The sequence below is a fragment of the Stenotrophomonas sp. YJH_SMC_80 genome, from assembly GCF_059372495.1.
In genome coordinates this window covers 56,280-77,679 of sequence record NZ_JCAFVP010000014.1, presented here as the reverse complement: position 1 = coordinate 77,679, position 21,400 = coordinate 56,280, and the positions used below count along the sequence as shown (strand labels likewise).

The window sequence follows — 21,400 nt, the reverse complement described above, 5'->3', positions numbered from 1 at the left end:
CCTACCCATCAAGAAGGTAAGTGCCATGCGCCTGACCTTGCGCCAGCTACAGGTTTTCGTCGCCATCGCCGACCATGGCAGCACCACCGCTGCCGGCCAGGCCATTGCGCTCTCGCAGTCGGCCAGCAGCGCCGCCCTGCAGGAGCTGGAGGCGCACTTCGGCACCCCGCTGTTCGACCGCATCGGCCGCCGCCTGGCGCTGAACGGGCACGGCCGCGCACTGCTGGAGCCGGCGCGCACCTTGCTGGTCAACGCCGCCGACCTGGAGCGTCAGCTGGCCGCCGGCGGCGACCCGTCGCAGGGGGCACCGCTGCGGCTGGTGCTGGCCGCCAGTACCACCATCGGCAATTACCTGCTGCCGCCACGCATCGCCGAACTGCTGCGCCAGGCGCCGCAGGCCGAGGTCGACCTGCGCATCGACAACAGTGCCGGCGTGGTCGCTGCCGTGCAGCGCCTGGACGTGGACGCCGGCCTGATCGAAGGCCCGTGCCACGAGCGCGGCCTGCAGGTGACCGCCTGGCAGCAGGACCCGCTGGTGATCGTGGCTGCCGCCGATGCCCCCGCCAGCTGGTCGCTGGACGAACTGCGCCGCGCACGCTGGTTGCTGCGCGAGCCCGGCTCCGGCACCCGCGAAGCCGTCGAACAGGCGCTGCTGCCGCACCTGCGTGGCTTCGCCCAGACCCTGCAGCTGGGCAATACCGAAGCAATCAAGCAGGCCGCCATCGCCGGCCTCGGCCTGGCCTGTCTTTCGCGTCACGCGCTGGAAGAGCCATTGGCCCTGGGCCGCCTGCGCGTGCTCGAAACCCCGCTGCCGGCCCTGCAGCGCACGCTGTGGCTGGTACGGCATCCCGGCAAGCAGTGGCTGCCGGGGTTGCAGGCGTTGCTGGGGGACGTGGAGTAGCAGGGATCGGTCTTGCACTGCGCGAATTCCACGAAGGGGTCAGAGCCCGTTGCGCAGCAACGGGATCCGACCCCGACAGATCGACAGGCCTTGCAGCGCTCATCCACGCATGGCCTGGATCTGCCGTGTCGACCAGGGTCGACACCCACCAGCGCAGAATGCCGCCCCGCCATCCCACAGGAAACCAGCTTTTGACGTTGCCGTTGAAGTTGCCGGCCAGCGGCCGGCACTACCGCGGGTGCCGGGTGCAACCCGGCCGACGCCCCCAACCCGTACAATATCCGGATGCCTCTGATTACTCTGCAGAACGTCGACTTCAGCGTCGGCGGCCCGTTGTTGCTGGAAAAGGCCGAACTGTCGATCGAGCCGGGCGAACGCATCGCCCTGATCGGCCGCAACGGCGCCGGCAAATCCACCCTGCTCAAGCTGCTGTCCGGCGACCACAAGCCCGATGACGGCGAAGTCCGCGTGCAGCAGGGCGTGCGCGTCACCCGCCTGGAGCAGGAAGTGCCACACGGCGCGGCCGGCTCGGTGTTCGACGTCGTCGCCGATGGCCTTGGCGAGCTGGGCCAGTGGCTGGCCGAATTCCACCACCTCAGCCATGCCGAAGTGTTCGATGGCGAAGCCCTCGGCAACGTGCAGGCCAAGATCGACGCCGCCAACGGCTGGGGCCTGGACCAGCGCGTCAGCGAAACCCTGACCAAGCTCGACCTGGATGGCGAGGCCGAGTTCGGCCGCCTGTCCGGCGGCATGAAGCGCCGCGTGCTGCTCGCCCGCGCGCTGGTGTCCAGCCCGGACGTGCTGCTGCTGGACGAACCGACCAACCACCTGGACATCGAAGCCATCGACTGGCTCGAAGCGTTCCTGAAGGGCTGGAGCGGCAGCGTGGTGTTCGTCACCCATGACCGTCGCTTCCTGCGTGCCCTGGCCACCCGCATCGTCGAGATCGACCGCGGCCAAGTCACCAGCTGGCCAGGCGACTGGGCCAACTACGAGCGCCGCCGCGAGGAACGCCTCAATGCGCAGGCGCAGGAAAACGCCCGCTTCGACAAGCTGCTGGCGCAGGAAGAAGTCTGGATCCGGCAGGGCATCAAGGCCCGTCGCACCCGCGACGAAGGCCGCGTGCGCCGCCTGAAGGCGATGCGCGTGGAGCGTTCGCAGCGCCGCGACCTCAGCGGCAACGTCAAGATGGAAGCCGCACAGGGCGTCAGTTCCGGCAAGAAGGTCATCGACGTCAAGGACATTTCGTTCGCCTTCGGCGAGCGCACCATGGTCCGCGATTTCACCACCACCATCATGCGCGGCGACCGCATCGGCCTGATCGGTCCCAACGGCAGCGGCAAGACCACGCTGCTCAAGCTGCTGCTGGGCGAACTGCAGCCGGCCAAGGGCGAAGTCAACGCCGGCACCAACCTGCAGATCGCGTATTTCGACCAGTACCGCGCGGTGCTGCGCGAAGACTGGAGCGCGATCGAGAACGTGGCCGAAGGCCGCGATTTCCTCGAGTTCAACGGCAAGCGCAAGCACGTGCATGCCTATCTGCAGGACTTCATGTTCACCCCGGAACGCGCGCGTGCGCCGATTACCCGCCTGTCCGGTGGCGAGCGCAACCGCCTGCTGCTGGCCAAGCTGTTCGCGCAGCCGTCCAACCTGCTGGTGATGGACGAACCGACCAACGACCTGGACGTGGAAACCCTGGAGCTGCTGGAAGAGCTGCTGGGCGAATACACCGGCACCCTGCTGCTGGTCAGCCATGACCGTGACTTCATCGACAACGTGGTCACCTCCACGCTGGTGATGGAAGGCGATGGCGTGATCGGCGAGTACGTAGGGGGCTACAGCGACTGGCAGCGTTATGCGGCCAGCATCGCAGCGCCTGCCGCGGCCCCTGCCGCCAAGCCGGCGGCCGCTGCGCCGGCCACCCCGGCTACCGCAGCTCCGGCCGCACCCAAGCGCAAGCTGGCCTACAAGGAAGCGCGCGAACTGGAGCAGCTGCCGAAGACCATCGAGAAGCTGGAAGGCGATGTCGAAGGCCTGACCTCGGCGATGAACGACCCGTCGTTCTACACCCGCAGTAGTGCCGAAGTGACCGCGCACACCCAGCAGCTGGCCAAGGTGCAGGCCGAGCTGGATGCCGCTTACGCGCGCTGGGAAGAGCTGGAAGGCTGAGTATCGGTCGGCGCCAGAAGTGCGCCGATTGATCGAGTCGAGAATCAGTAGATCCACGCCATGCGTGGATGGTGGCATCAGTGCGGACCAAGGTCCGCACCCACCGAAGCCGGTTACACCTCCGTACGGACCAACGGTCCGCACCTACCAATCAACGATCCGCACCCACCGGGGGCCTGCGGTCATTTGACCCCGTGCAGATCCCGCAGCTGGCTCGGCCGGCTGCCGAAATACGCCGCCAGATCGGCGATGTCCTGATCACTCAGGTCCTTCGCCTGTGGCGTCATCAACATGTGCTGGCGGTCACCGGCGCGGTAGGCCTGCAGCGCATGCGCCAGGTAGTCACCGTACTGCCCACCCAGCTTCGGATAGGTCGGATCGATCGGCGCATTGCCATCGGCCCCGTGGCAGTCGATGCAGCTCTGGTTGGTGGCCTTGCCCTTCACCTTGGCGCGGGCTTCCCCGGCGGCCTCGCGACCTGCAGGCAGGCCAGCCGAAGAAGAAGAGCCGTGTTCGCCACTGGCATGGCCCGGATCGGCGGCGGATTTCTCGCTGTTTTCCACCTGCGACTGTGAACAGGCCGCCAGCAGCAGGGCAACGGACAGGGCGATGGCGTGACGCAGCGGATGCGCGGCTTTCGACATGGGCGGGCCTTACTTGACGGTGGACAGGTAAACAGAGAGATCGGCGATCTCCTGTTCGCTGAAACTCATCGACTGCGCCTGCATCGTCGGATGCCGGCGCTTGCCCTGGCGGTACTCGGTCAGGGCCTGGGCCAGGTACTGCTGGGTCTGGCCGCCGATCTTCGGCACCCGGTAGCTGGGGTAGGCGTTCTTGTAGCCGGTTATGCCGTGGCACCCCTGGCAGGTGTAGGCCAGCACGCGGCCATTGTCGAAGTTGCCGGTGGGCGCGGCAGGCGCCGGCGCGGCGGCAGGAGCCGGGGCCGGAGCGGGTGTGGCAGGAGCAGGAGCGGGCTGTGCGGCGGCCCCAAGGGGCAGGAGGACGGCCAGAGCGAGACAAGCGGCGAGCGGCTGCGGGCGCATGGTGTCGTTTCCGGGGATTCGGGTCTGGTCGTTCCGGCGTGGGGTACGGAACGCCCCGAGTATAGCCCCAGGTTTCATCTAGCTGAAATGGGGTCGGGCCGACCAGCGGCGTGAAGACACCATGACCTTTGGGATATGGTGTTGCCGTGAAGTGGTGCATTACTTTGCTACCACACCTGTCCACGCATCCTCCAGGGACCTGACGATGTCGCACCCAACCTTCCTGTCCGGCCGTCGCAGCGGAATCTGCGCTGCCGCACTGCTGATCTCCACCTCCCTGCTGCTGGGCGGTTGCGCCGCAGGGCCCAATTCCGAAGCCAAGGCCGCCGAGACCAAGGAGGAGAAGAAGGTCGATACGGTCCCGGTCGAAGTGGCCGTGGCCAGCCATCGCGCGGTCGCGGCCAGTTACACAGGCACCGCCGCGCTGGAACCACGCGCCGAGTCGCAGGTGGTGGCCAAGACCTCCGGTGTGGCGCTGGCGGTGCTGGTCGAGGAAGGCCAGCGGGTCACCGCCGGCCAGCCGCTGGTGCGCCTGGACCCGGACCGCGCACGCTTGGCCGTAGCCCAGAGCGAAGCGCAGATGCGCAAGCTGGAAAACAACTACCAGCGTGCACAGAAACTGGTTGGTCAGCAGATGGTCAGTGCTGCCGATGTCGACCAGCTGCGCTTTGATCTGGAAAACGTCCGTGCGCAGTACCGTCTGGCGACGCTGGAGCTGTCCTACACCACCGTCGTGGCGCCGATTTCCGGTGTGATCGCATCGCGCTCGATCAAGACCGGCAACTTCGTGCAGATCAACACCCCGATCTTCCGCATCGTCGACAACTCGCGCCTGGAAGCCACCCTCAACGTGCCCGAACGCGAGCTGGCCACGCTGCGTGCCGGCCAGCCGGTGACGTTGGCCGCCGATGCGCTGCCGGGCCAGAGCTTCACCGGCACCGTCGATCGCATTGCGCCGGTGGTGGATTCGGGCAGCGGCACGTTTCGCGTGGTCAGCGCCTTCGATGGCGCCGCGCACGCGCTGCAGCCCGGCATGTTCGGGCGCATCCGCATCGATTACGACCAGCGTGCCGATGCGCTCGTGGTGCCGCGCCTGGCGCTGCTCGACGATGGTGAGCCGGCGGTGTTCCGGGTGCGCGAAGGCAAGGTCGCACGCGTTCCGGTCAAGCTGGGTTACGCCGAGGGCCCGTGGGTGGAGATCCGTGATGGCCTGGCGGCCGGTGATCAGGTGGTCACCGCCGGCAAGGTCGCGCTGCGCGACGGTACCGCGGTGCAGGTGATCGCCGATCCGAAGGCAAAGGCGAAGACGGTCGCAGCGGCCGCCAAGCCGGCAGACAAGGCCGGGAGCAAGCAATGACCGCCCCGGGCCACGACCACGGTGCCTCGCCGGCGAGCGATGGCGCCGCCGCCGGCATGCGCGGCGGCCTGGTGGAATTCGCCACCCGCCGCCGCGTGACCATCGCCATGTGCACGGTCACCCTGCTGCTGTTCGGCCTGATCGCGCTGGGCAACCTCAAGGTCAACCTGTTGCCCGACCTGAGCTACCCGACGCTGACCGTGCGCACCGAGTACACCGGTTCGGCGCCGACCGAAATCGAAACCCTGATCACCCAGCCGGTCGAAGAGGCCGTCGGCGTGGTCAAGAACCTGCGCAAGCTGAAGTCGGTTTCGCGAACCGGCCAGAGCGACGTGGTGCTGGAGTTCGCCTGGGGCACCAACATGGACCAGGCCAGCCTGGAGGTGCGTGACAAGATGGAAGCGCTGAACCTGCCACTGGAGGCCAAGGCCCCGGTGCTGCTGCGCTTCAATCCGTCCACCGAGCCGATCATGCGCCTGGTGCTGTCGAACAAGGTGGCGCCGACCAGCGATGCCGATGCGGTCCGCGAGCTGACCGGCCTGCGCCGCTATGCCGATGAAGACCTGAAGAAGAAGCTGGAGCCGGTGGCCGGCGTGGCAGCGGTCAAGGTCGGTGGCGGCCTGGAAGATGAGATCCAGGTCGACATCGACCAGCAGAAGCTGGCCCAGCTGAACCTGCCGATCGACACCGTCATCAAGCGCCTGAAGGACGAGAACATCAACATCTCCGGCGGTCGCCTGGAGGAGGGGTCGCAGCGCTTCCTGGTGCGCACCGTCAACCAGTTCGCCGACCTGGAGGAGATCCGCAACCTGCTGGTCACCACCCAGGGCTCGAACGGAAGTGCAGCCGACTCGGCATTGCAGCAGATGTTCAACATCGCCGCGTCGACCGGTTCGGCGGCAGCCATCGCGGCGGCTTCGGCGGCGCAGAGCGCATCGTCCGGTGGTGGCTCCAGCGTGGTCGCCAACGGTGTGCCGGTGCGCCTGAAGGACGTGGCCACCGTGCGCCAGGGCTACAAGGAGCGCGAAGCGGTGATCCGCCTGGGCGGCAAGGAATCGGTTGAACTGGCCATCTACAAGGAAGGCGACGCCAATACCGTGTCCACCGCCGAAGCGCTGCGCAAGCGCCTGGAGCAGATCAAGGGCACGTTCCCGTCCGATGTCGAGATGACCACCATCGAGGACCAGTCGCGCTTCATCGAGCACGCCATCGCCGACGTCAAGAAGGATGCGGTGATCGGTGGCCTGCTGGCGATCCTGATCATCTTCCTGTTCCTGCGCGATGGCTGGAGCACGTTCGTGATCAGCCTGTCGCTGCCGGTCTCGATCATCGCCACGTTCTTCTTCATGGGCCAGCTCGGCTTGAGCTTGAACGTGATGTCGCTGGGCGGCCTGGCACTGGCCACCGGCCTGGTGGTGGACGACTCGATCGTGGTGCTGGAGAGCATTGCCAAGGCCCGCGAGCGTGGCCTGGGCATCCTGCAGGCAGCGATCGTCGGTACCCGCGAAGTGAGCATGGCGGTGGTCGCCTCGACCCTGACCACCATCGCCGTGTTCCTGCCGCTGGTGTTCGTCGATGGCATCGCCGGCCAGCTGTTCCGCGACCAGGCATTGACCGTGGCGATCGCCATCGCGATCTCGCTGCTGGTGTCGATGACGCTGATTCCGATGCTGAGCTCGCTGAAGGGTCGGCCGCCGCTGGCATTCCCGGAAGAGGCGCCGAACGAACCGTGGCAGCCGCAGAACCGCTGGCAGAAGCCGGTGGCGCTGGGCCGTCGTGGTGCCGTCGCAACCGCGCGCTGGAGCTTCTATGCGCTGGCCTGGCTGGTCGTACGTGCGTGGCGGGGCGTCGTGGCAGTGGTTGGCCCGGTGATGCGCAAGGCCAGCGATCTGGCAATGAAGCCCTACGCCGGTGCCGAGCGCGGCTATCTGCGCCTGTTGCCGAGCGCGCTGGCCCATCCGGGCAAGGTGCTCGGCGTGGCCACGATCATCTTCGTGGCGACCATGGCGCTGGTGCCGATGCTCGGTGCCGACCTGATCCCGCAGCTGGCGCAGGACCGTTTCGAGATGACGGTGAAGCTGCCGGCCGGCACACCGCTGAAGCAGACCGATGCGCTGGTGCGTGAGCTGCAGCTGGCCCACGGCAACGGCGAGGGCGTGGCCTCGCTGTACGGTGTCAGTGGCAGCGGCACCCGCCTGGATGCCAGCCCGACCGAGAGCGGCGAGAACATCGGCAAGCTGACCGTGGTGATGGAAGGCGGTGGCAATGCACGCACTGAAGCCGAGATCACCGAGCGCCTGCGCGACAGCATGGGCCAGCATCCGGGGGCACAGGTCGACTTCGCGCGGCCGGCGTTGTTCAGCTTCTCCACGCCGCTGGAAATCGAGCTGCGCGGGCAGGACATGGCGACATTGGAAGTAGCTGGCCAGCGCCTGGCGGCGATGCTGCGTGGCAATGCGCACTACGCCGACGTGAAGTCCACGGTGGAAGAGGGCTTCCCGGAAATCCAGATCCGCTTCGACCAGGAACGTGCCGGTGCGCTGGGCCTGACCACCCGCCAGATCGCCGACGTGGTGGTGAAGAAGGTGCGCGGCGACGTGGCCACCCGCTACAGCTTCCGCGACCGCAAGATCGACGTGCTGGTGCGTGCTCAGGAAGGCGACCGCGCCAGCGTGGAGAGCATCCGCCGGTTGATCGTCAATCCGGGCAGCACCCGGCCGGTCACGCTGGATGCGGTGGCCGACGTGGTTGCCACCACCGGCCCCAGCGAGATCCATCGCGCCGACCAGACCCGCGTTGCGGTGGTCTCGGCCAACCTGCGCGACATCGACCTCGGCGCGGCCATGCGCGAAGTGCAGCAGATGGTGGCCGAACAGCCGCTCGGCGCGGGTGTCGGCCTGCACATCGGTGGCCAGGGCGAGGAACTGGCGCAGGCGGCGAAGTCGCTGATCTTCGCCTTCGGCCTGGCGATCTTCCTGGTCTACCTGGTGATGGCCTCGCAGTTCGAATCGCTGCTGCATCCGTTCGTGATCCTGTTCACCATCCCGCTGGCGCTGGTCGGCGCGATCCTGGCACTGATGCTGACCGGCAAGCCCATCTCGGTGGTGGTGTTCATCGGCCTGATCCTGCTGGTCGGCCTGGTCACCAAGAACGCGATCATCCTGATCGACAAGGTCAACCAGCTGCGCGAGGCCGGCGTGGCCAAGCACGAGGCGCTGGTGGAAGGTGCACGCTCGCGCCTGCGGCCGATCATCATGACCACGCTGTGCACGCTGTTCGGCTTCCTGCCGCTGGCGGTGGCGATGGGCGAGGGCGCCGAAGTACGCGCGCCGATGGCGATCACCGTGATCGGTGGCCTGCTGGTGTCGACCCTGCTGACCCTGCTGGTGATCCCGGTGGTCTACGACCTGATGGACCGCCGTGGTGACGCCTACTACCGCGAGCGTGGCCGCAAGCACGCCGGCGAGATCGAGCCGGGCGCAGCAGGCAGCGCGGCGGGTGCGGAGGAGCCGGCATGAGTGTTGCCGAGTTCTCCATCCGCCGCCCGGTCACCACCATCATGTGCTTCGTGTCACTGGTGGTGATCGGCCTGATCGCCTCGTTCCGGTTGCCGCTGGAAGCGTTGCCGGACATTTCCGCGCCCTTCCTGTTCGTGCAGATTCCGTACACCGGTTCAACCCCGGAGGAAGTGGAGCGGACCATCATCCGCCCGGTGGAGGAATCGCTGGCGACGATGACCGGCATCAAGCGCATGCGCTCGTCGGCCACCTCCGAGGCGGCGCTGATCTTCATCGAGTTCAGCGACTGGGACCGCGACATCGCCATCGCCGCCTCCGATGCACGCGAACGCATCGACGCGATCCGCAGCGATCTGCCGGACGACCTGCAGCGCTACAACGTGTTCAAGTGGTCCAGCAGCGACCAGCCGGTGCTGAAGGTGCGCCTGGCCAGCACCAGCGACCTGACCACCGCTTACGACATGCTCGACCGCGAGTTCAAGCGGCGCATCGAGCGTATCCCCGGCGTGGCCCGCGTCGACATCACCGGCGCGCCGCCGAACGAGGTGGAGATCGCCATTGATCCGAACCGGCTCAACGCGCATGGGCTGAGCATCAACGAGCTGAGTGACCGCCTGCGCACGCTGAACTTCTCGATCTCGGCCGGGCAGATCGACGACAACGGCCAGCGCGTGCGCGTGCAGCCGGTGGGCGAGATCACCGACCTGCAGGAAATGCGCGACCTGGTGATCAACGCCAAGGGCCTGCGCCTGGGCGACATCGCCGACGTGCGCCTGAAGCCGGCGCGGATGAACTACGGGCGCCGCCTGGACGGCAACCCGGCGGTCGGGCTGGATATCTTCAAGGAGCGCAGTGCCAACCTGGTGGAGGTGTCGCGCGCGGCGCTGGCCGAGGTTGAAGCGATCCGTGCCGAAGCGTCGATGCGCGACGTGCAGATCAAGGTGATCGACAACCAGGGCAAGGCGGTGACCTCCTCGCTGCTGGAACTGGCCGAGGCCGGTGCGGTCGGCCTGATCCTGTCGATCACGGTGCTGTTCTTCTTCCTGCGCCATTGGCCGTCCACGCTGATGGTGACCCTGGCCATTCCGATCTGCTTTACCATCACCCTGGGTTTCATGTACTTCGTTGGGGTGACGCTGAACATCCTGACCATGATGGGCCTGCTGTTGGCGGTGGGCATGCTGGTCGACAACGCCGTGGTGGTGGTGGAGAGCATCTACCAGGAGCGCGAGCGCATGCCGGGACAGCCACGCCTGGCCTCGATCATCGGCACCCGCAACGTGGCCATCGCGCTCAGCGCTGGCACCTTGTGCCACTGCATCGTGTTCGTGCCGAACCTGTTTGGCGAGACCAACAACATCAGCATCTTCATGGCGCAGATCGCGATCACCATCTCGGTCTCGCTGCTGGCCTCGTGGCTGGTCGCGGTCAGCCTGATCCCGATGCTGTCCGCGCGCATGGCCACGCCCAAGCTGGTGCACTCGCAGACCGGCCTGATCGCGCGGCTGCAACGCCGCTACGCCAGGCTGCTGGACTGGTCGCTGCACCATCGCGGCTGGAGCCTGCTCGGCATCGTGCTGGTGGTGCTGGTCAGCCTGGTGCCGATGAAGCTGACCAAGGTCGACATGTTCGGTGGGGATGGCGGCAAGGACATCTTCATCGGCTACATGTGGAAGGGCGCCTACACCTATCGGCAGATGTCCGAGGAAGTGGCGCGCGTGGAGAACTGGATCGACGCCAACCGCGAGCGCCTGCACGTCAAGCAGGTGTACTCCTGGTACAGCGAGCAGGAAGGCAGCTCGACCGTGGTCACCCTGGACGAGAAGTACGCCAAGGACATCAAGGCGCTGCAGGAAGAGCTGCGCAAGGGCCTGCCGAAGTCGGCCCGCACCGACTACTTCGTTGGCAATCAGGGCGGTGATGGCGGCGGTGGCGGCAACCAGGGAGTGCAGGTGCAGCTGGTGGGCGACTCCAGTTCGATGCTGCAGGAGATCGGCCAGGAAGTGGTGCCGCTGCTGGCCCAGCGTGCCGAGCTGCGCGACGTGCGCATCGACAACGGCGAGAAGGGCGGCGAGCTGAAGGTGCGCGTCGACCGCGAGCGTGCCGCCGCATTCGGCTTCAATGCCGAGCAGGTCGCCAGCTTCGTCGGCCTGGCCCTGCGCGGTGCGCCGATGCGCGAGTTCCGCCGCGGCGACAATGAAGTACCGGTATGGGTGCGCTTCGCTGGCGCCGAGCAGAGCAGCCCGGAAGACCTGGCCGGCTTCAGCGTGCGCACCGGCGACGGTCGCAGCGTGCCACTGCTGAGCCTGGTCACCGTTGACGTCGGTTCATCGGCAACCCAGATCGGTCGCACCAACCGCCAGACCACGCTGACCATCAAGGCCAACCTGGCCGAGAAGGTCACCGCGCCCGATGGCCGCAAGGCGATGGAATCGGTGCTCAAGCCGATGAACTTCCCGGCCGGCTATGGCTTCACCTTCGATGGCGGCGACTACGGCAACGACGACGAAGCGATGCAGCAGATGGTGTTCAACCTGCTGATCGCGCTGGTGATGATCTACGTGGTGATGGCGGCGGTGTTCGAGTCGCTGCTGTTCCCGGCGGCGATCATGAGCGGCGTGCTGTTCTCGATCTTCGGTGTGTTCTGGCTGTTCTGGATCACCGGCACCTCGTTCGGGATCATGTCCTTCATCGGCATCCTGGTGCTGATGGGCGTGGTGGTGAACAACGGCATCGTGATGATCGAGCACATCAACAACCTGCGGCGCGGCGGCATGGGACGCACGCAGGCGCTGGTTGAAGGTTCACGCGAGCGCCTGCGCCCGATCATGATGACGATGGGCACGGCGATCCTGGCGATGGTGCCGATCTCGCTGACCAATACGCAGATGTTCGGCAACGGCCCGGAGTACGCGCCGATGGCGCGCGCGATTGCCGGCGGCCTGGCGTTCTCCACGGTGGTCAGCCTGTTGTTCCTGCCGACCATCTATGCGGTGCTGGATGACCTGCGCAATGCCGTGACGCGGTTGATCCGCCGCGCGCGTGGAGTGGAAATGGTAGAGCCGGGCGCTGCCCGGCTGTAATGCACATCAACGTGTTGTGGTGTGGGGGAGGCCGGTCGTAGTGGGGCGGCCTCCCCCTTTTTCTGCCGGGCATGGCGTGCCAACCAACGTTGGCACCTACCGGTAGCGCCGGGCCATGCCCGGCGGAACCATCAACCCGCCACCTTGCCCCACACCTTGAACGTGGTCAGCCACAGGCCGAGCATGCTGCCGATGTTGGTCAGCATGAACGTCAGCACCACGCGCGTGACCCGATTGCGGTACCAGCCCTTCAGGCTCTGCGCGTCGTCGCGCAGCTTCAGGAAGTCCTCGTACGCCGGCTTGCGCAGGCGCGCTTCCACCAGCGCCGAGAACGCGCCGGTCGGGATGCTCAGGCGGAACGGCTTGAACGGGGCCACCGCGATCGCGGTGAGGATGCTCAGCGGGTGACCGCCTGCCAGCAGGCAGCCCAGGCCCGCCAGGCCGCCGGTATACATCGCCCAGGTCGCCAGCAGTTCGGTCCCCACGCCCAGACCACCGCGGTAGAAGCCCACGCCGATGCCGGTCGCCACGATGGCCAGGATGCCCAGCGTGAACCACGGAATGTTGCGCTTCTTCGGCACCGCCTCCAGCTCGGCGCGCAGCGGTGCCGGTGCCTCGGTGTCGGTTTCCAGGTAACGCGCCAGGCCTGCCAGATGACCCGCACCGACAACCGCCAGCACTTCACGCTGCTGCGGGTTGTGTTCCTCGCGCAGGCGCGTGGCCATGTAGCGGTCGCGCTCGCGGATGATGGTCTCGTACAGTGCCGGGCTCTCGCTGGCAAACTCGCCGAAGCTCGATTCCAGCATGTCGCCCTGCTTGAGCTTCTCGATCTCGTTCTCGCCCACTTCCTCGGACGAGAACAGGCCGGCGCCGAGACCGGCAACCAGCTTCAGCTTGCCGAAGAAGCCCAGCCGCTGCGAGGCGCGGCGGAAGGTCAGGCCGACCTCGCGGTCGATCAGGTGCACCGGCAGGTCGCGTTCGCGCGCCAGTTCCACTGCGCGCTTCAGTTCCGCGCCCGGTTCGATGTCCAGCTGTTCGGCCAGGCGGCGCTGATAGGCGGACAGGGCCAGGTTGGCGGCGAACAGGGCGACGCGGCCCTTGCGGATCACCTCGACCAGGTCGAGCTTGGCCAGCGTGTCCGGGTCGCTCAGCGCCTGCAGGCGCTGCGGGTCCAGTTCAACGGCAACGGCATCGAAGCGGCCGCTGTCAATGGCCTTTTCCACCGCCTCGACGCTGGCGCGTGAGACATGGGCGGTGCCCAGCAGGGTGTAGCGCACGCCGTCGCGTTCAACAACGCGTACCGGCTGGCCGGCGAACAGGTCGTCGCCGGTCTCGGGAAGGGTTTCGGTCATGGGTTCATTCATTGGAAGGTGCAGTGTCGGCGCCATCGCCGAGCGCGCGCTGCATCTGCACGGTATCCAGCCAGCGGCCATGCTTGCGGCCGAGGCCACGGAACACGCCGACCAGCTCGAAGCCGAAGCGTTCGTGCAGCTTGATTGAAGCGGTATTGGTCGGTTCGCCGATCACCGCCACCATCTGCCGGTAGCCACGCGCCACGCAGGCGTCGATCAACGCCTGCAGCAGGCCGGTGCCAACGCCCTTGCCCTGGAACGCGGCATCGACGTAGACCGAGTTTTCCACGGTCCACTGGTAGGCAACGCGGGTGCGGTAGGTGTTGGCGTAGGCATAGCCGGCCACCTGGCCGTCAATCTCGGCGACCAGGTAGGGGAAGCCGCGGTCGATGATGTCGCGCATGCGGCGCAGCATCTCGGACGCGTCCGGGATGTCGTACTCGTAAGTGTTGACGAAGTCGGTCACTTCCACCGCGTAGATCGCGGTGATCGCGGCGATGTCGGCCGGGCCGGCATCACGGATGAGGACGGCCATGCGCGGGCTCCGGCTCAGTCGATGTAGCGCTTGAGCAGGTCGCCGTAGGCATCGATGCGGCGGTCGCGCAGGAACGGCCAGATGCGGCGCACATGCTCGCTGCGCTGCAGGTCGACATCGCACAGCAGAACCGTGGCATCGGTGCCGGCTTCGGCCAGGAATTCGCCCTGCGGGCCCAGCACGTGGCTGTTGCCCCAGAACTGGATGCCGGAGGCGCCCAGCGGCGAGGCCTCGTGGCCGACGCGGTTGCAGCTCAGCACCGGCAGGCCGTTGGCCACGGCGTGGCCGCGGTGGCTCAGCACCCAGGCGTCGCGCTGGCGGGTCTTCTCGTCCTGCACGTCGTCCGGGTCCCAGCCGATCGCGGTCGGGTAGAGCAGCAGTTCGGCACCGGCCAGCGCCATCAGGCGCGCCGCTTCCGGGTACCACTGGTCCCAGCACACCAGCACGCCAAGGCGACCCACCGAGGTATCGATCGGCTTGAAGCCGATGTCGCCCGGGGTGAAGTAGAACTTCTCGTAGAAGCCCGGATCGTCCGGGATGTGCATCTTGCGGTACTTGCCCAGCAGCGTACCGTCCTTCTCGAACACCACTGCGGTGTTGTGGTACAGGCCGGCGGCGCGGCGTTCGAACAGCGAGCCGACCAGCACCACGCCATGCTTCTTCGCCAGTGCGCCCAGGCGCTCGGTGCTGGGGCCCGGAATCGGCTCGGCCAGGTCGAATTCGTCCACCGATTCGTGCTGGCAGAAGTACGGACCGTTATGCAGTTCCTGCAGCAGCACCAGCTTGGCACCCTGCGCAGCCGCCTCGGCCACGCGTGCTTCGATCACCGCCAGGTTGGCGGCGGCATCACCGTGGTTGCGCTCCTGGATCAGGGCGACGGTAAGGGGGCTGCGCGAGTTCATGCGGGGCGTTCCTGCGGGGGAAAACCAGCATGTTAGCGCGGATGGACGGCGACGGCGTGTCGCGCGCTGAATGGGTGCGATCGGTAGTGCCGGCCGCGGGCCGGCAATCCCGTGGATCCATCAGGCAGTGCGGGGTTGCCGGCCAGCGGCCGGCACTACCGTCATGCCTTCAACAGCCCTTCCGGCAGCTGCATGGTGATGCAGTGCAGGCTGCCGTTCTGCCAGATCAGCGAGCGGCAGGGCACCTGCACGATCTCGCGGCCCGGGTGCGCCTGGGCCAGCACATCGCGGGCCAGGTCGTCGGCCGGGTCGCCATAGGCCGGCATCAGCACTGCACCATTGACGATCAGGTAGTTGGCGTACGACGCAGCCAGGCGGCGGCCTTCGTCGATCACCGGCTGTGCCCACGGCAGCGGGAACAGGCGGTACGGCTGCCCATCCTTGGTGCGCAGTGCGGCCAGCTCGTTGCCCATCGCCTGCAGTTCGGCGTAGTGCGAGTCGCTCTCGTCGTCACAGGCCTGGTAGACGATGCTGTCGGCCGAGGCGAAGCGGGCGAGGGTGTCGATGTGCGCGTCGGTGTCGTCGCCTTCCAGGTAGCCGTGGTCCAGCCACAGCACGCGGTCCTGCTGCAGCCAGTCGGCCAGGTCGGCGCTCAGGCTGGCGCGGTCGCGGTCCGGATGGCGCTCGTGCAGGCACTTCCAGGTGGTCAGCAGGGTGCCTTCGCCATCGGTCTCGATGCCGCCGCCTTCCAGCGCGAACGGGATGCTGCGCACCGGCGCGTCGTTGAACACGCCGGCCTGGTCCAGCACGCCCACCAGCTGGTCATCCAGGGTGGCGTCGAACTTGCCGCCCCAGCCGGTGAAGCGGAAATCCAGCAGCTGGAAACCGCCGTCGGCACGGCGCAGGGTGATCGGGCCGGAGTCGCGCAGCCAGGTATCGTCGTAGGCGGCCGTGGTGAAGTGGACCTTGTCCATGTCGATGCGGTTGGAGCGCAGCCGCATTTCGGCATAGGTCTCCACATCGTCGTCGGCCACGCAGATCAGCACCGGCTGGAAGCGGGTGATGGCCGCGACCAGGGCGATGTAGGTCTCTTCCACCTGGCCCAGGCGGTCGGCCCAGTCGGTGTCGGCGGTGGGCCAGGCAATCAGGACGCCGCTCTGGGCTTCCCACTCGGCAGGAAAACGAAGGGTCTGGTTCATGGTCTCGCTACACAGGCCCGCCCACGGCGGGTAAAGGGATCAACGGATCGGCGGTTTCGGGCCGATTTCGTTCGGGTCCGCCTGGTTGGCCACCACGTCGATCACCTTCTGCTTCTCGAAGTAGACGGTGAACTGCGGGTACACCCAGCGGTTGATGGTCGGCCATTGCCGCTTCTGCCCGCCGCGCGGCTGCAGCTGTTCGCTCGGCGCGCCGAACTGCGCCTGTACCTGCTGCATGCTCTGGCCGCGCACGGGCAGGGCACCGGCCGGCTTCTCGCGGGCGCGGTCGACAAGCAAGGTATCGGCCAGCGCCGGCGTGGCGGCGGCCAGGGTGGCCATCACGGCCAGGGCGGACAGGTAACGCTTCATCTCGATCTACTCCCCAGTGGTCAAGAAAGGCGATTACAGCAAAATCAGCAGGAAAAAGCCGCATAAACAAAAAACCGCCCGAAGGCGGTTTCTTGCATCGGGTCGGCCCCGCGTAGGGCCAGCCGCAGCCGTGAAGGCTGTTGGGCTTAGCGCTGACGCGCCTTGAAACGCGGGTTCGACTTGCAGATGACGAAGATCTTGCCGCGACGACGGACGACCTTGCAGTCGCGGTGACGGGCCTTCGCCGACTTCAGGGAGGACAGGACTTTCATGGCATACCTCGGCGTAAACAGTAGTTGTTCGGGTGGAGCGTGGCCGCGATATGCGAAAGACAATCGGCAGTTGACGCTCGTTCAAGCCCGCCATTCTACCGGGCTTTTCCTCGTGGTTTCAAGTGGTTGCACAAAAGATCCCGCTGGGGGTGTCTGGCAGGGGCTAGAATGGCCCCTTCACACGCTCTGGGAACACCATGAATCCACTCGCTCCCGTCCTGACCATCGACGGCCCATCCGGGGCCGGCAAGGGTACCATCAGCCGCATCATCGCGCGCAGGATGGGCTGGCATTACCTGGATTCGGGCGCGCTGTACCGGGCGGTGGGCGTGGCCGCAAGCTGGGCTGACATCGATACCTCCGATGCCTCGGCGCTGGTCCGCTGCACCTTCGACACCCACGTTCAGTTTGTCGAGCAGGGCGATGCAATGCGGGTCATGGTCAACGGCACCGATGCCACCGACGAGCTGCGCCTGGAGACCACCGGTGCGCTGGCCTCGGCCATTGCCGCCATTCCCGAGGTCCGGGCCGCCCTGAAGGAGCGCCAGCGCGCATTCAGGGAGCTGCCGGGCCTGGTCGCCGACGGTCGCGACATGGGCACGGTGATCTTCCCGGATGCCTCCTACAAGGTCTTCCTGACCGCCAGTGCCGAGGAGCGCGCCGAGCGCCGGCATAAGCAGTTGAAAGACAAGGGGGTTTCTGTTAACTTTGATGACCTCCTGCGCGAGATCATGGCCCGCGACGCCCGTGATGCTCAGCGTACCGTGGCGCCCCTGAAGCCGGCAGACGATGCTGTCCTCATCGACACCACAGGCATCGGCATCGATGATGTCGTTGCCAGAGTGATGGATCTGCTTCCGGTTCCGGCTGCCTGATCCGTTCGCGCGGGAGCACTGCCAGCAGCATCGGCGGTGGTCGCGCATAGCAGTGCTGTACCAGCTCCGTCGCGCAATGATGCGTGGCGGTTTTCCTACTACACACGACCTGCGTTTCCGGGGTCGACCAACAGGCGGGCGGTCGCCATTCCCCTGAAGGGGACGCCACCGACCCATGTGTCCAACAGAGTAAATCTAATGACCGAATCATTTGCCGAACTGTTTGAAGCCAGCCAGGCCAATCTGGCCAAGCTGAAGCCGGGCGCCATCGTCAGCGGTACCGTTGTTGAAGTCCGCGGCGACGTCGTGGTGATCAACGCTGGCCTGAAGTCCGAAGGCATCGTGCCGATCGAACAGTTCCGTAACGACGCTGGCGAAATCGACGTCGCCGAAGGCGACATCGTCAAGGTCGCCCTCGACTCGATCGAGAACGGCTTCGGCGAAACCGTCCTGTCGCGCGAGAAGGCCAAGCGCGCGATGGTGTGGGACGAGCTGGAAGAAGCGTTGGAAAAGAACGAAACCATCACCGGCCGCATCAGCGGCAAGGTCAAGGGTGGTTTCACCGTGGACATCAAGGATGTCCGCGCCTTCCTGCCGGGTTCCCTGGTCGATGTGCGCCCGGTGCGCGATCCGGCCTACCTGGAAGGCAAGGAACTCGAGTTCAAGCTCATCAAGCTGGACCGCAAGCGTAACAACGTCGTGGTCTCGCGCCGCGCTGTCGTCGAAAGCGAGCACTCGGAAGAGCGCGAGCAGCTGATGGACAAGCTGCAGGAAGGCGCGATCCTGAAGGGTGTCGTCAAGAACCTGACCGACTACGGCGCGTTCGTGGACCTGGGCGGTATCGACGGCCTGCTGCACATCACCGACATGGCGTGGAAGCGCGTGCGTCACCCGTCGGAAGTCGTGAACGTCGGCGACGAGCTGGACGTCCGCGTGCTGAAGTTCGACCGCGAGCGCAACCGCGTTTCGCTGGGCCTGAAGCAGCTGGGCGAGGATCCGTGGGACAACATCGGCCGTCGTTACCCGGCCAACAGCCGCGTCTTCGGCAAGGTCTCCAACGTCACCGATTACGGTGCGTTCGTTGAGATCGAGCCGGGCGTCGAAGGCCTGGTGCACGTCTCCGAGATGGATTGGACCAACAAGAACGTCAACCCGTCCAAGGTTGTGCAGGTTGGTGATGAAGTCGAAGTGATGGTGCTGGACGTCGATGAAGAGCGTCGCCGTATCTCGCTGGGCATGAAGCAGGTTGCCGCCAATCCGTGGGAAACCTTCGCTGCCACCCACAAGAAGGGTGACAAGGTGTCGGGCCAGATCAAGTCGATCACCGACTTCGGCATCTTCATCGGCCTGGACGGCGGCATCGACGGCCTGGTCCACCTGTCCGACATCAGCTGGAACACCACCGGCGAAGACGTCGTTCGCAACTTCAAGAAGGGCGATACCCTGGACGCCGTCGTCCTGGCTGTCGATCCGGAGCGCGAGCGCATCTCCCTGGGCGTGAAGCAGCTGGAGCAGGATCCGTTCGGCCAGTACATGGCTGCCAATCCGAAGGGCTCCAAGGTCGAAGGCGTGGTGAAGGAAGTCGACGCCAAGGGCGCGATCATCGAGCTGGCTGACGGCATCGAGGGTTACGTTTCGGCTCGCGACATCGCCAACGAGCGCGTTGACGACGCCACCCAGCACCTGAAGGTCGGCGACAAGATCGAAGCCAAGTTCGTGGGCATGGACCGCAAGGGCCGCACCCTGCAGCTGTCGATCAAGGCCAAGGACGACGCGGAAATGCGCGAAGTGCTGGAGGAATACCAGTCCTCTTCGGCTTCCAGCGGCACCACCCAGCTGGGCGCGCTGCTGCGTGCACAGCTGAACGGCAACAAGTCCGAGTAATCGGCCTTACGCTGTTTGTTGTTTCCTGGACGGCCCGGGCTTCTGCCCGGGCCGTTTCAGGCTGAGATGCCCCTGATGTGAGCCGGTAATGACCAAATCCGAACTGATCGAAATCCTTGCGCGCCGCCAGGCGCACCTGAAGGCCGATGATGTCGATCTGGCGGTGAAGTCGTTGCTGGAAATGATGGGCGGATCGCTGTCCGCCGGGGATCGCATCGAAATCCGTGGTTTTGGCAGCTTCTCGCTGCACTATCGTCCGCCGCGCCTGGGTCGCAACCCGAAGACCGGCGAATCGGTTGCCCTGCCGGGCAAGCACGTCCCCCATTTCAAGCCGGGCAAGGAACTGCGCGAGCGGGTCAGCAGTGTGCTGCCGCTGGACGCCGATCCGGCCTGAGCCCCGTCGCGCCACCGCGTGCGAATCCAGCCGCGGGTCGGATAAGCTACGGACTCCTGCCACTGGAGCTGTCGCATGAAGGTCTTTCGTCTGCTGGTCCTGCTGGCGGTCCTGATCCTCGGGCTGATCATTGGTGCGGTCAACATGACCGCGATGTCGATCAACCTGCTTTTCACTCAATTGCACACCTCGGTGGGCGTGGCGCTGATCGCTGCACTGCTGGTGGGTGTCGTGGTCGGTGCCGGCCTGGTACTGGTGAGCGTGGTCATTCCGCTCTACAGCCAGCTGCGCCGTGCCAACAAGTCCGTGGCGGCAACGCCGGCTGCGGGTGTTTCCCCCCAATCTTTTGATGGACGCTGATCGAAGATGGATTTCGTCACCGAGTGGCTTTGGTTTTTCCTGTTCGTTCCGCTGGCCGCACTGGCCGGGTGGGTGATCGGCCGGCGCGGTGGCCAGCGCCACGGTGACAACCAGGTCAGCCGCCTGTCCAGCACCTACTTCCGTGGCCTGAACTACCTGCTCAACGAGCAGCCGGACAAGGCCATCGAACTGTTCCTGCACATCGCCGAGCTGGACAAGGAAACCTTCGAGACCCAGGTCGCGCTGGGCCACCTGTTCCGCCGCCGCGGTGAAGTCGACCGCGCCATCCGCCTGCACCAGGGGCTGGTCAACCGCCACGACCTGAGCGACGCGCAGCGCGTGCAGGCCCTGCTGGCGCTGGGCGAGGACTATATGAAGTCCGGCCTGCTGGACCGTGCAGAGACCGTGTTCACCGAACTGGCGCAGCTGGACCAGCGCGCCCCGCAGGCGCTCAAGCACCTGATCGGCATCTACCAGGCCGAGCGTGACTGGGAAAAGGCGATCGACAACGCCACCCGCTTCGAAGACGTCACCGGCGAGCCGATGGGCAAGCTGATCGGGCAGTTCGAGTGCGAACTGGCCGAACGCTTCCGCGGCGCCGGCAAGCTGGAAGAGGCGAGGGCAGCGATTGCCCGGGCCTACCAGGCCGATGCGATGTCGGTGCGTGCCGGCATCATTGAGGGTCGCCTGGAAACCGATGCCGGCAATCCGGAAGCGGCCGTGCGTGCCTTCGAGCGCGCCGCGCGCAACGACCCGGAGTACCTGCCGGAGCTGCTGCCGGCGTTGATGGAAAACTACCGCAAGGTAGGCGATCTGGCAGGCGCACGTGCGTTCCTGTCGGAAATGACCGAGCACTACCGTGGCATCGCCCCGGTGCTGGCCCTGACCCGGCTGATGGAAGAGCAGGAGGGCGTGGCTCCGGCCCGAGCCTACCTTGGCCGCCAGCTCAAGGATCGTCCGTCGGTGCGTGGCGAATCGGCGCTGATCGACCTGACCCTGGCCGAGGGCGCCGATTCCACAGCGACCCTGCATGACCTCAAGCACATCACCGACCAGCTGCTGGTGCGCAATCCCGCTTATCGCTGCACCCGTTGCGGGTTCGGTGCACGTACCCACCATTGGCAGTGCCCGAGCTGCAAGGAATGGGGCACGGTCAAGCCACTGCTGAACTACGCGGTGCTCTGATC

The 21,400-nt window shown here is 66.2% G+C and carries 18 protein-coding genes; 10 read left to right on the top strand and 8 right to left on the bottom strand.

All coding sequences use genetic code 11. The features are described 5' to 3' along the window. The first annotated feature begins 25 nt into the window (after window positions 1-25). Entirely contained in the window at window positions 26-901 is an 876-nt protein-coding gene (locus AC5P99_RS18270; protein ID WP_038645894.1) for a LysR family transcriptional regulator, read from the top strand. A 285-nt stretch (window positions 902-1,186) separates the two neighbouring features. Continuing rightward, window positions 1,187-3,070 (top strand): ATP-binding cassette domain-containing protein, encoded by a 1,884-nt coding sequence (locus tag AC5P99_RS18265; protein ID WP_005409272.1) that lies wholly within the window; start codon window positions 1,187-1,189, stop codon window positions 3,068-3,070. 182 nt (window positions 3,071-3,252) lie between these two features. On the opposite strand, the gene AC5P99_RS18260 is transcribed toward AC5P99_RS18265, so the two are convergent. Together AC5P99_RS18260 and AC5P99_RS18255 are read right to left on the bottom strand one after the other, a co-directional pair. Then, complete coding sequence (locus AC5P99_RS18260; RefSeq protein WP_005409273.1) at window positions 3,253-3,714, bottom strand: c-type cytochrome; 462 nt, start codon at window positions 3,712-3,714, stop codon at window positions 3,253-3,255. 9 nt (window positions 3,715-3,723) lie between these two features. Next, window positions 3,724-4,113: a c-type cytochrome gene (locus AC5P99_RS18255; RefSeq protein ID WP_005413034.1), complete on the bottom strand. Its 390-nt coding sequence runs from the start codon at window positions 4,111-4,113 to the stop codon at window positions 3,724-3,726. 205 nt (window positions 4,114-4,318) lie between these two features. On the opposite strand from AC5P99_RS18255, the gene AC5P99_RS18250 reads away from it, so the two are divergent. From AC5P99_RS18250 to AC5P99_RS18240, 3 genes are read left to right on the top strand one after another with little or no spacing between them, the layout of a single operon-like run. Then, complete coding sequence (locus AC5P99_RS18250) at window positions 4,319-5,470, top strand: efflux RND transporter periplasmic adaptor subunit (RefSeq protein WP_149500941.1); 1,152 nt, start codon at window positions 4,319-4,321, stop codon at window positions 5,468-5,470. Continuing rightward, a complete protein-coding gene (locus AC5P99_RS18245) occupies window positions 5,467-8,988 on the top strand; it encodes an efflux RND transporter permease subunit (RefSeq protein ID WP_059034076.1) in 3,522 nt (1,173 codons plus the stop codon). Before AC5P99_RS18250 ends, AC5P99_RS18245 begins: the two co-directional genes overlap by 4 nt. Further along, window positions 8,985-12,071: an efflux RND transporter permease subunit gene (locus AC5P99_RS18240; protein WP_024958283.1), complete on the top strand. Its 3,087-nt coding sequence runs from the start codon at window positions 8,985-8,987 to the stop codon at window positions 12,069-12,071. The genes AC5P99_RS18245 and AC5P99_RS18240 overlap by 4 nt, the downstream gene beginning before the upstream one ends. Window positions 12,072-12,202: 131 nt before the next feature. On the opposite strand, the gene AC5P99_RS18235 is transcribed toward AC5P99_RS18240, so the two are convergent. The 6 genes from AC5P99_RS18235 to ykgO form a co-directional block, all read right to left on the bottom strand. Next, on the bottom strand, window positions 12,203-13,423 hold the full coding sequence (locus tag AC5P99_RS18235) for a TraB/GumN family protein (protein ID WP_495213405.1): 1,221 nt from the start codon (window positions 13,421-13,423) through the stop codon (window positions 12,203-12,205). Between the two features lie 4 nt (window positions 13,424-13,427). Beyond that, the gene (locus AC5P99_RS18230; protein ID WP_005409279.1) at window positions 13,428-13,958 is read right to left on the bottom strand and encodes a GNAT family N-acetyltransferase; all 531 of its coding nucleotides are present in this window, start codon (window positions 13,956-13,958) and stop codon (window positions 13,428-13,430) included. Between the two features lie 14 nt (window positions 13,959-13,972). Continuing rightward, window positions 13,973-14,860 carry a carbon-nitrogen hydrolase gene (locus tag AC5P99_RS18225; RefSeq protein WP_005409280.1) on the bottom strand — a complete coding sequence of 296 codons (888 nt, stop codon included), beginning with the start codon at window positions 14,858-14,860 and terminating at the stop codon, window positions 13,973-13,975. Window positions 14,861-15,021: 161 nt separating this feature from the next. Continuing rightward, the gene (locus AC5P99_RS18220) at window positions 15,022-16,059 is read right to left on the bottom strand and encodes an agmatine deiminase family protein (protein WP_005413039.1); all 1,038 of its coding nucleotides are present in this window, start codon (window positions 16,057-16,059) and stop codon (window positions 15,022-15,024) included. A 39-nt stretch (window positions 16,060-16,098) separates the two neighbouring features. Beyond that, on the bottom strand, window positions 16,099-16,398 hold the full coding sequence (locus AC5P99_RS18215; protein ID WP_227837998.1) for a hypothetical protein: 300 nt from the start codon (window positions 16,396-16,398) through the stop codon (window positions 16,099-16,101). Window positions 16,399-16,574: 176 nt separating this feature from the next. Then, on the bottom strand, window positions 16,575-16,700 hold the full coding sequence (gene ykgO, locus AC5P99_RS18210) for a type B 50S ribosomal protein L36 (RefSeq protein ID WP_005409283.1): 126 nt from the start codon (window positions 16,698-16,700) through the stop codon (window positions 16,575-16,577). 197 nt (window positions 16,701-16,897) lie between these two features. Here ykgO and cmk point away from each other — a divergent pair, with 197 nt between their 5' ends. From cmk to lapB, 5 genes are all read left to right on the top strand, one after another. Continuing rightward, entirely contained in the window at window positions 16,898-17,575 is a 678-nt protein-coding gene (gene cmk / locus AC5P99_RS18205; RefSeq protein WP_014036894.1) for a (d)CMP kinase, read from the top strand. Window positions 17,576-17,773: 198 nt separating this feature from the next. Continuing rightward, window positions 17,774-19,459: a 30S ribosomal protein S1 gene (gene rpsA / locus AC5P99_RS18200; RefSeq protein ID WP_005409285.1), complete on the top strand. Its 1,686-nt coding sequence runs from the start codon at window positions 17,774-17,776 to the stop codon at window positions 19,457-19,459. Window positions 19,460-19,547: 88 nt separating this feature from the next. After that, entirely contained in the window at window positions 19,548-19,853 is a 306-nt protein-coding gene (locus AC5P99_RS18195) for an integration host factor subunit beta (RefSeq protein ID WP_005409286.1), read from the top strand. A 75-nt stretch (window positions 19,854-19,928) separates the two neighbouring features. After that, window positions 19,929-20,213 carry a lipopolysaccharide assembly protein LapA domain-containing protein gene (locus AC5P99_RS18190; RefSeq protein WP_005409287.1) on the top strand — a complete coding sequence of 95 codons (285 nt, stop codon included), beginning with the start codon at window positions 19,929-19,931 and terminating at the stop codon, window positions 20,211-20,213. Between the two features lie 6 nt (window positions 20,214-20,219). After that, window positions 20,220-21,398, top strand: coding sequence for a lipopolysaccharide assembly protein LapB (gene lapB / locus AC5P99_RS18185; protein WP_005413041.1), 1,179 nt, complete (start codon window positions 20,220-20,222; stop codon window positions 21,396-21,398). The last annotated feature ends 2 nt before the right edge of the window (window positions 21,399-21,400 follow it).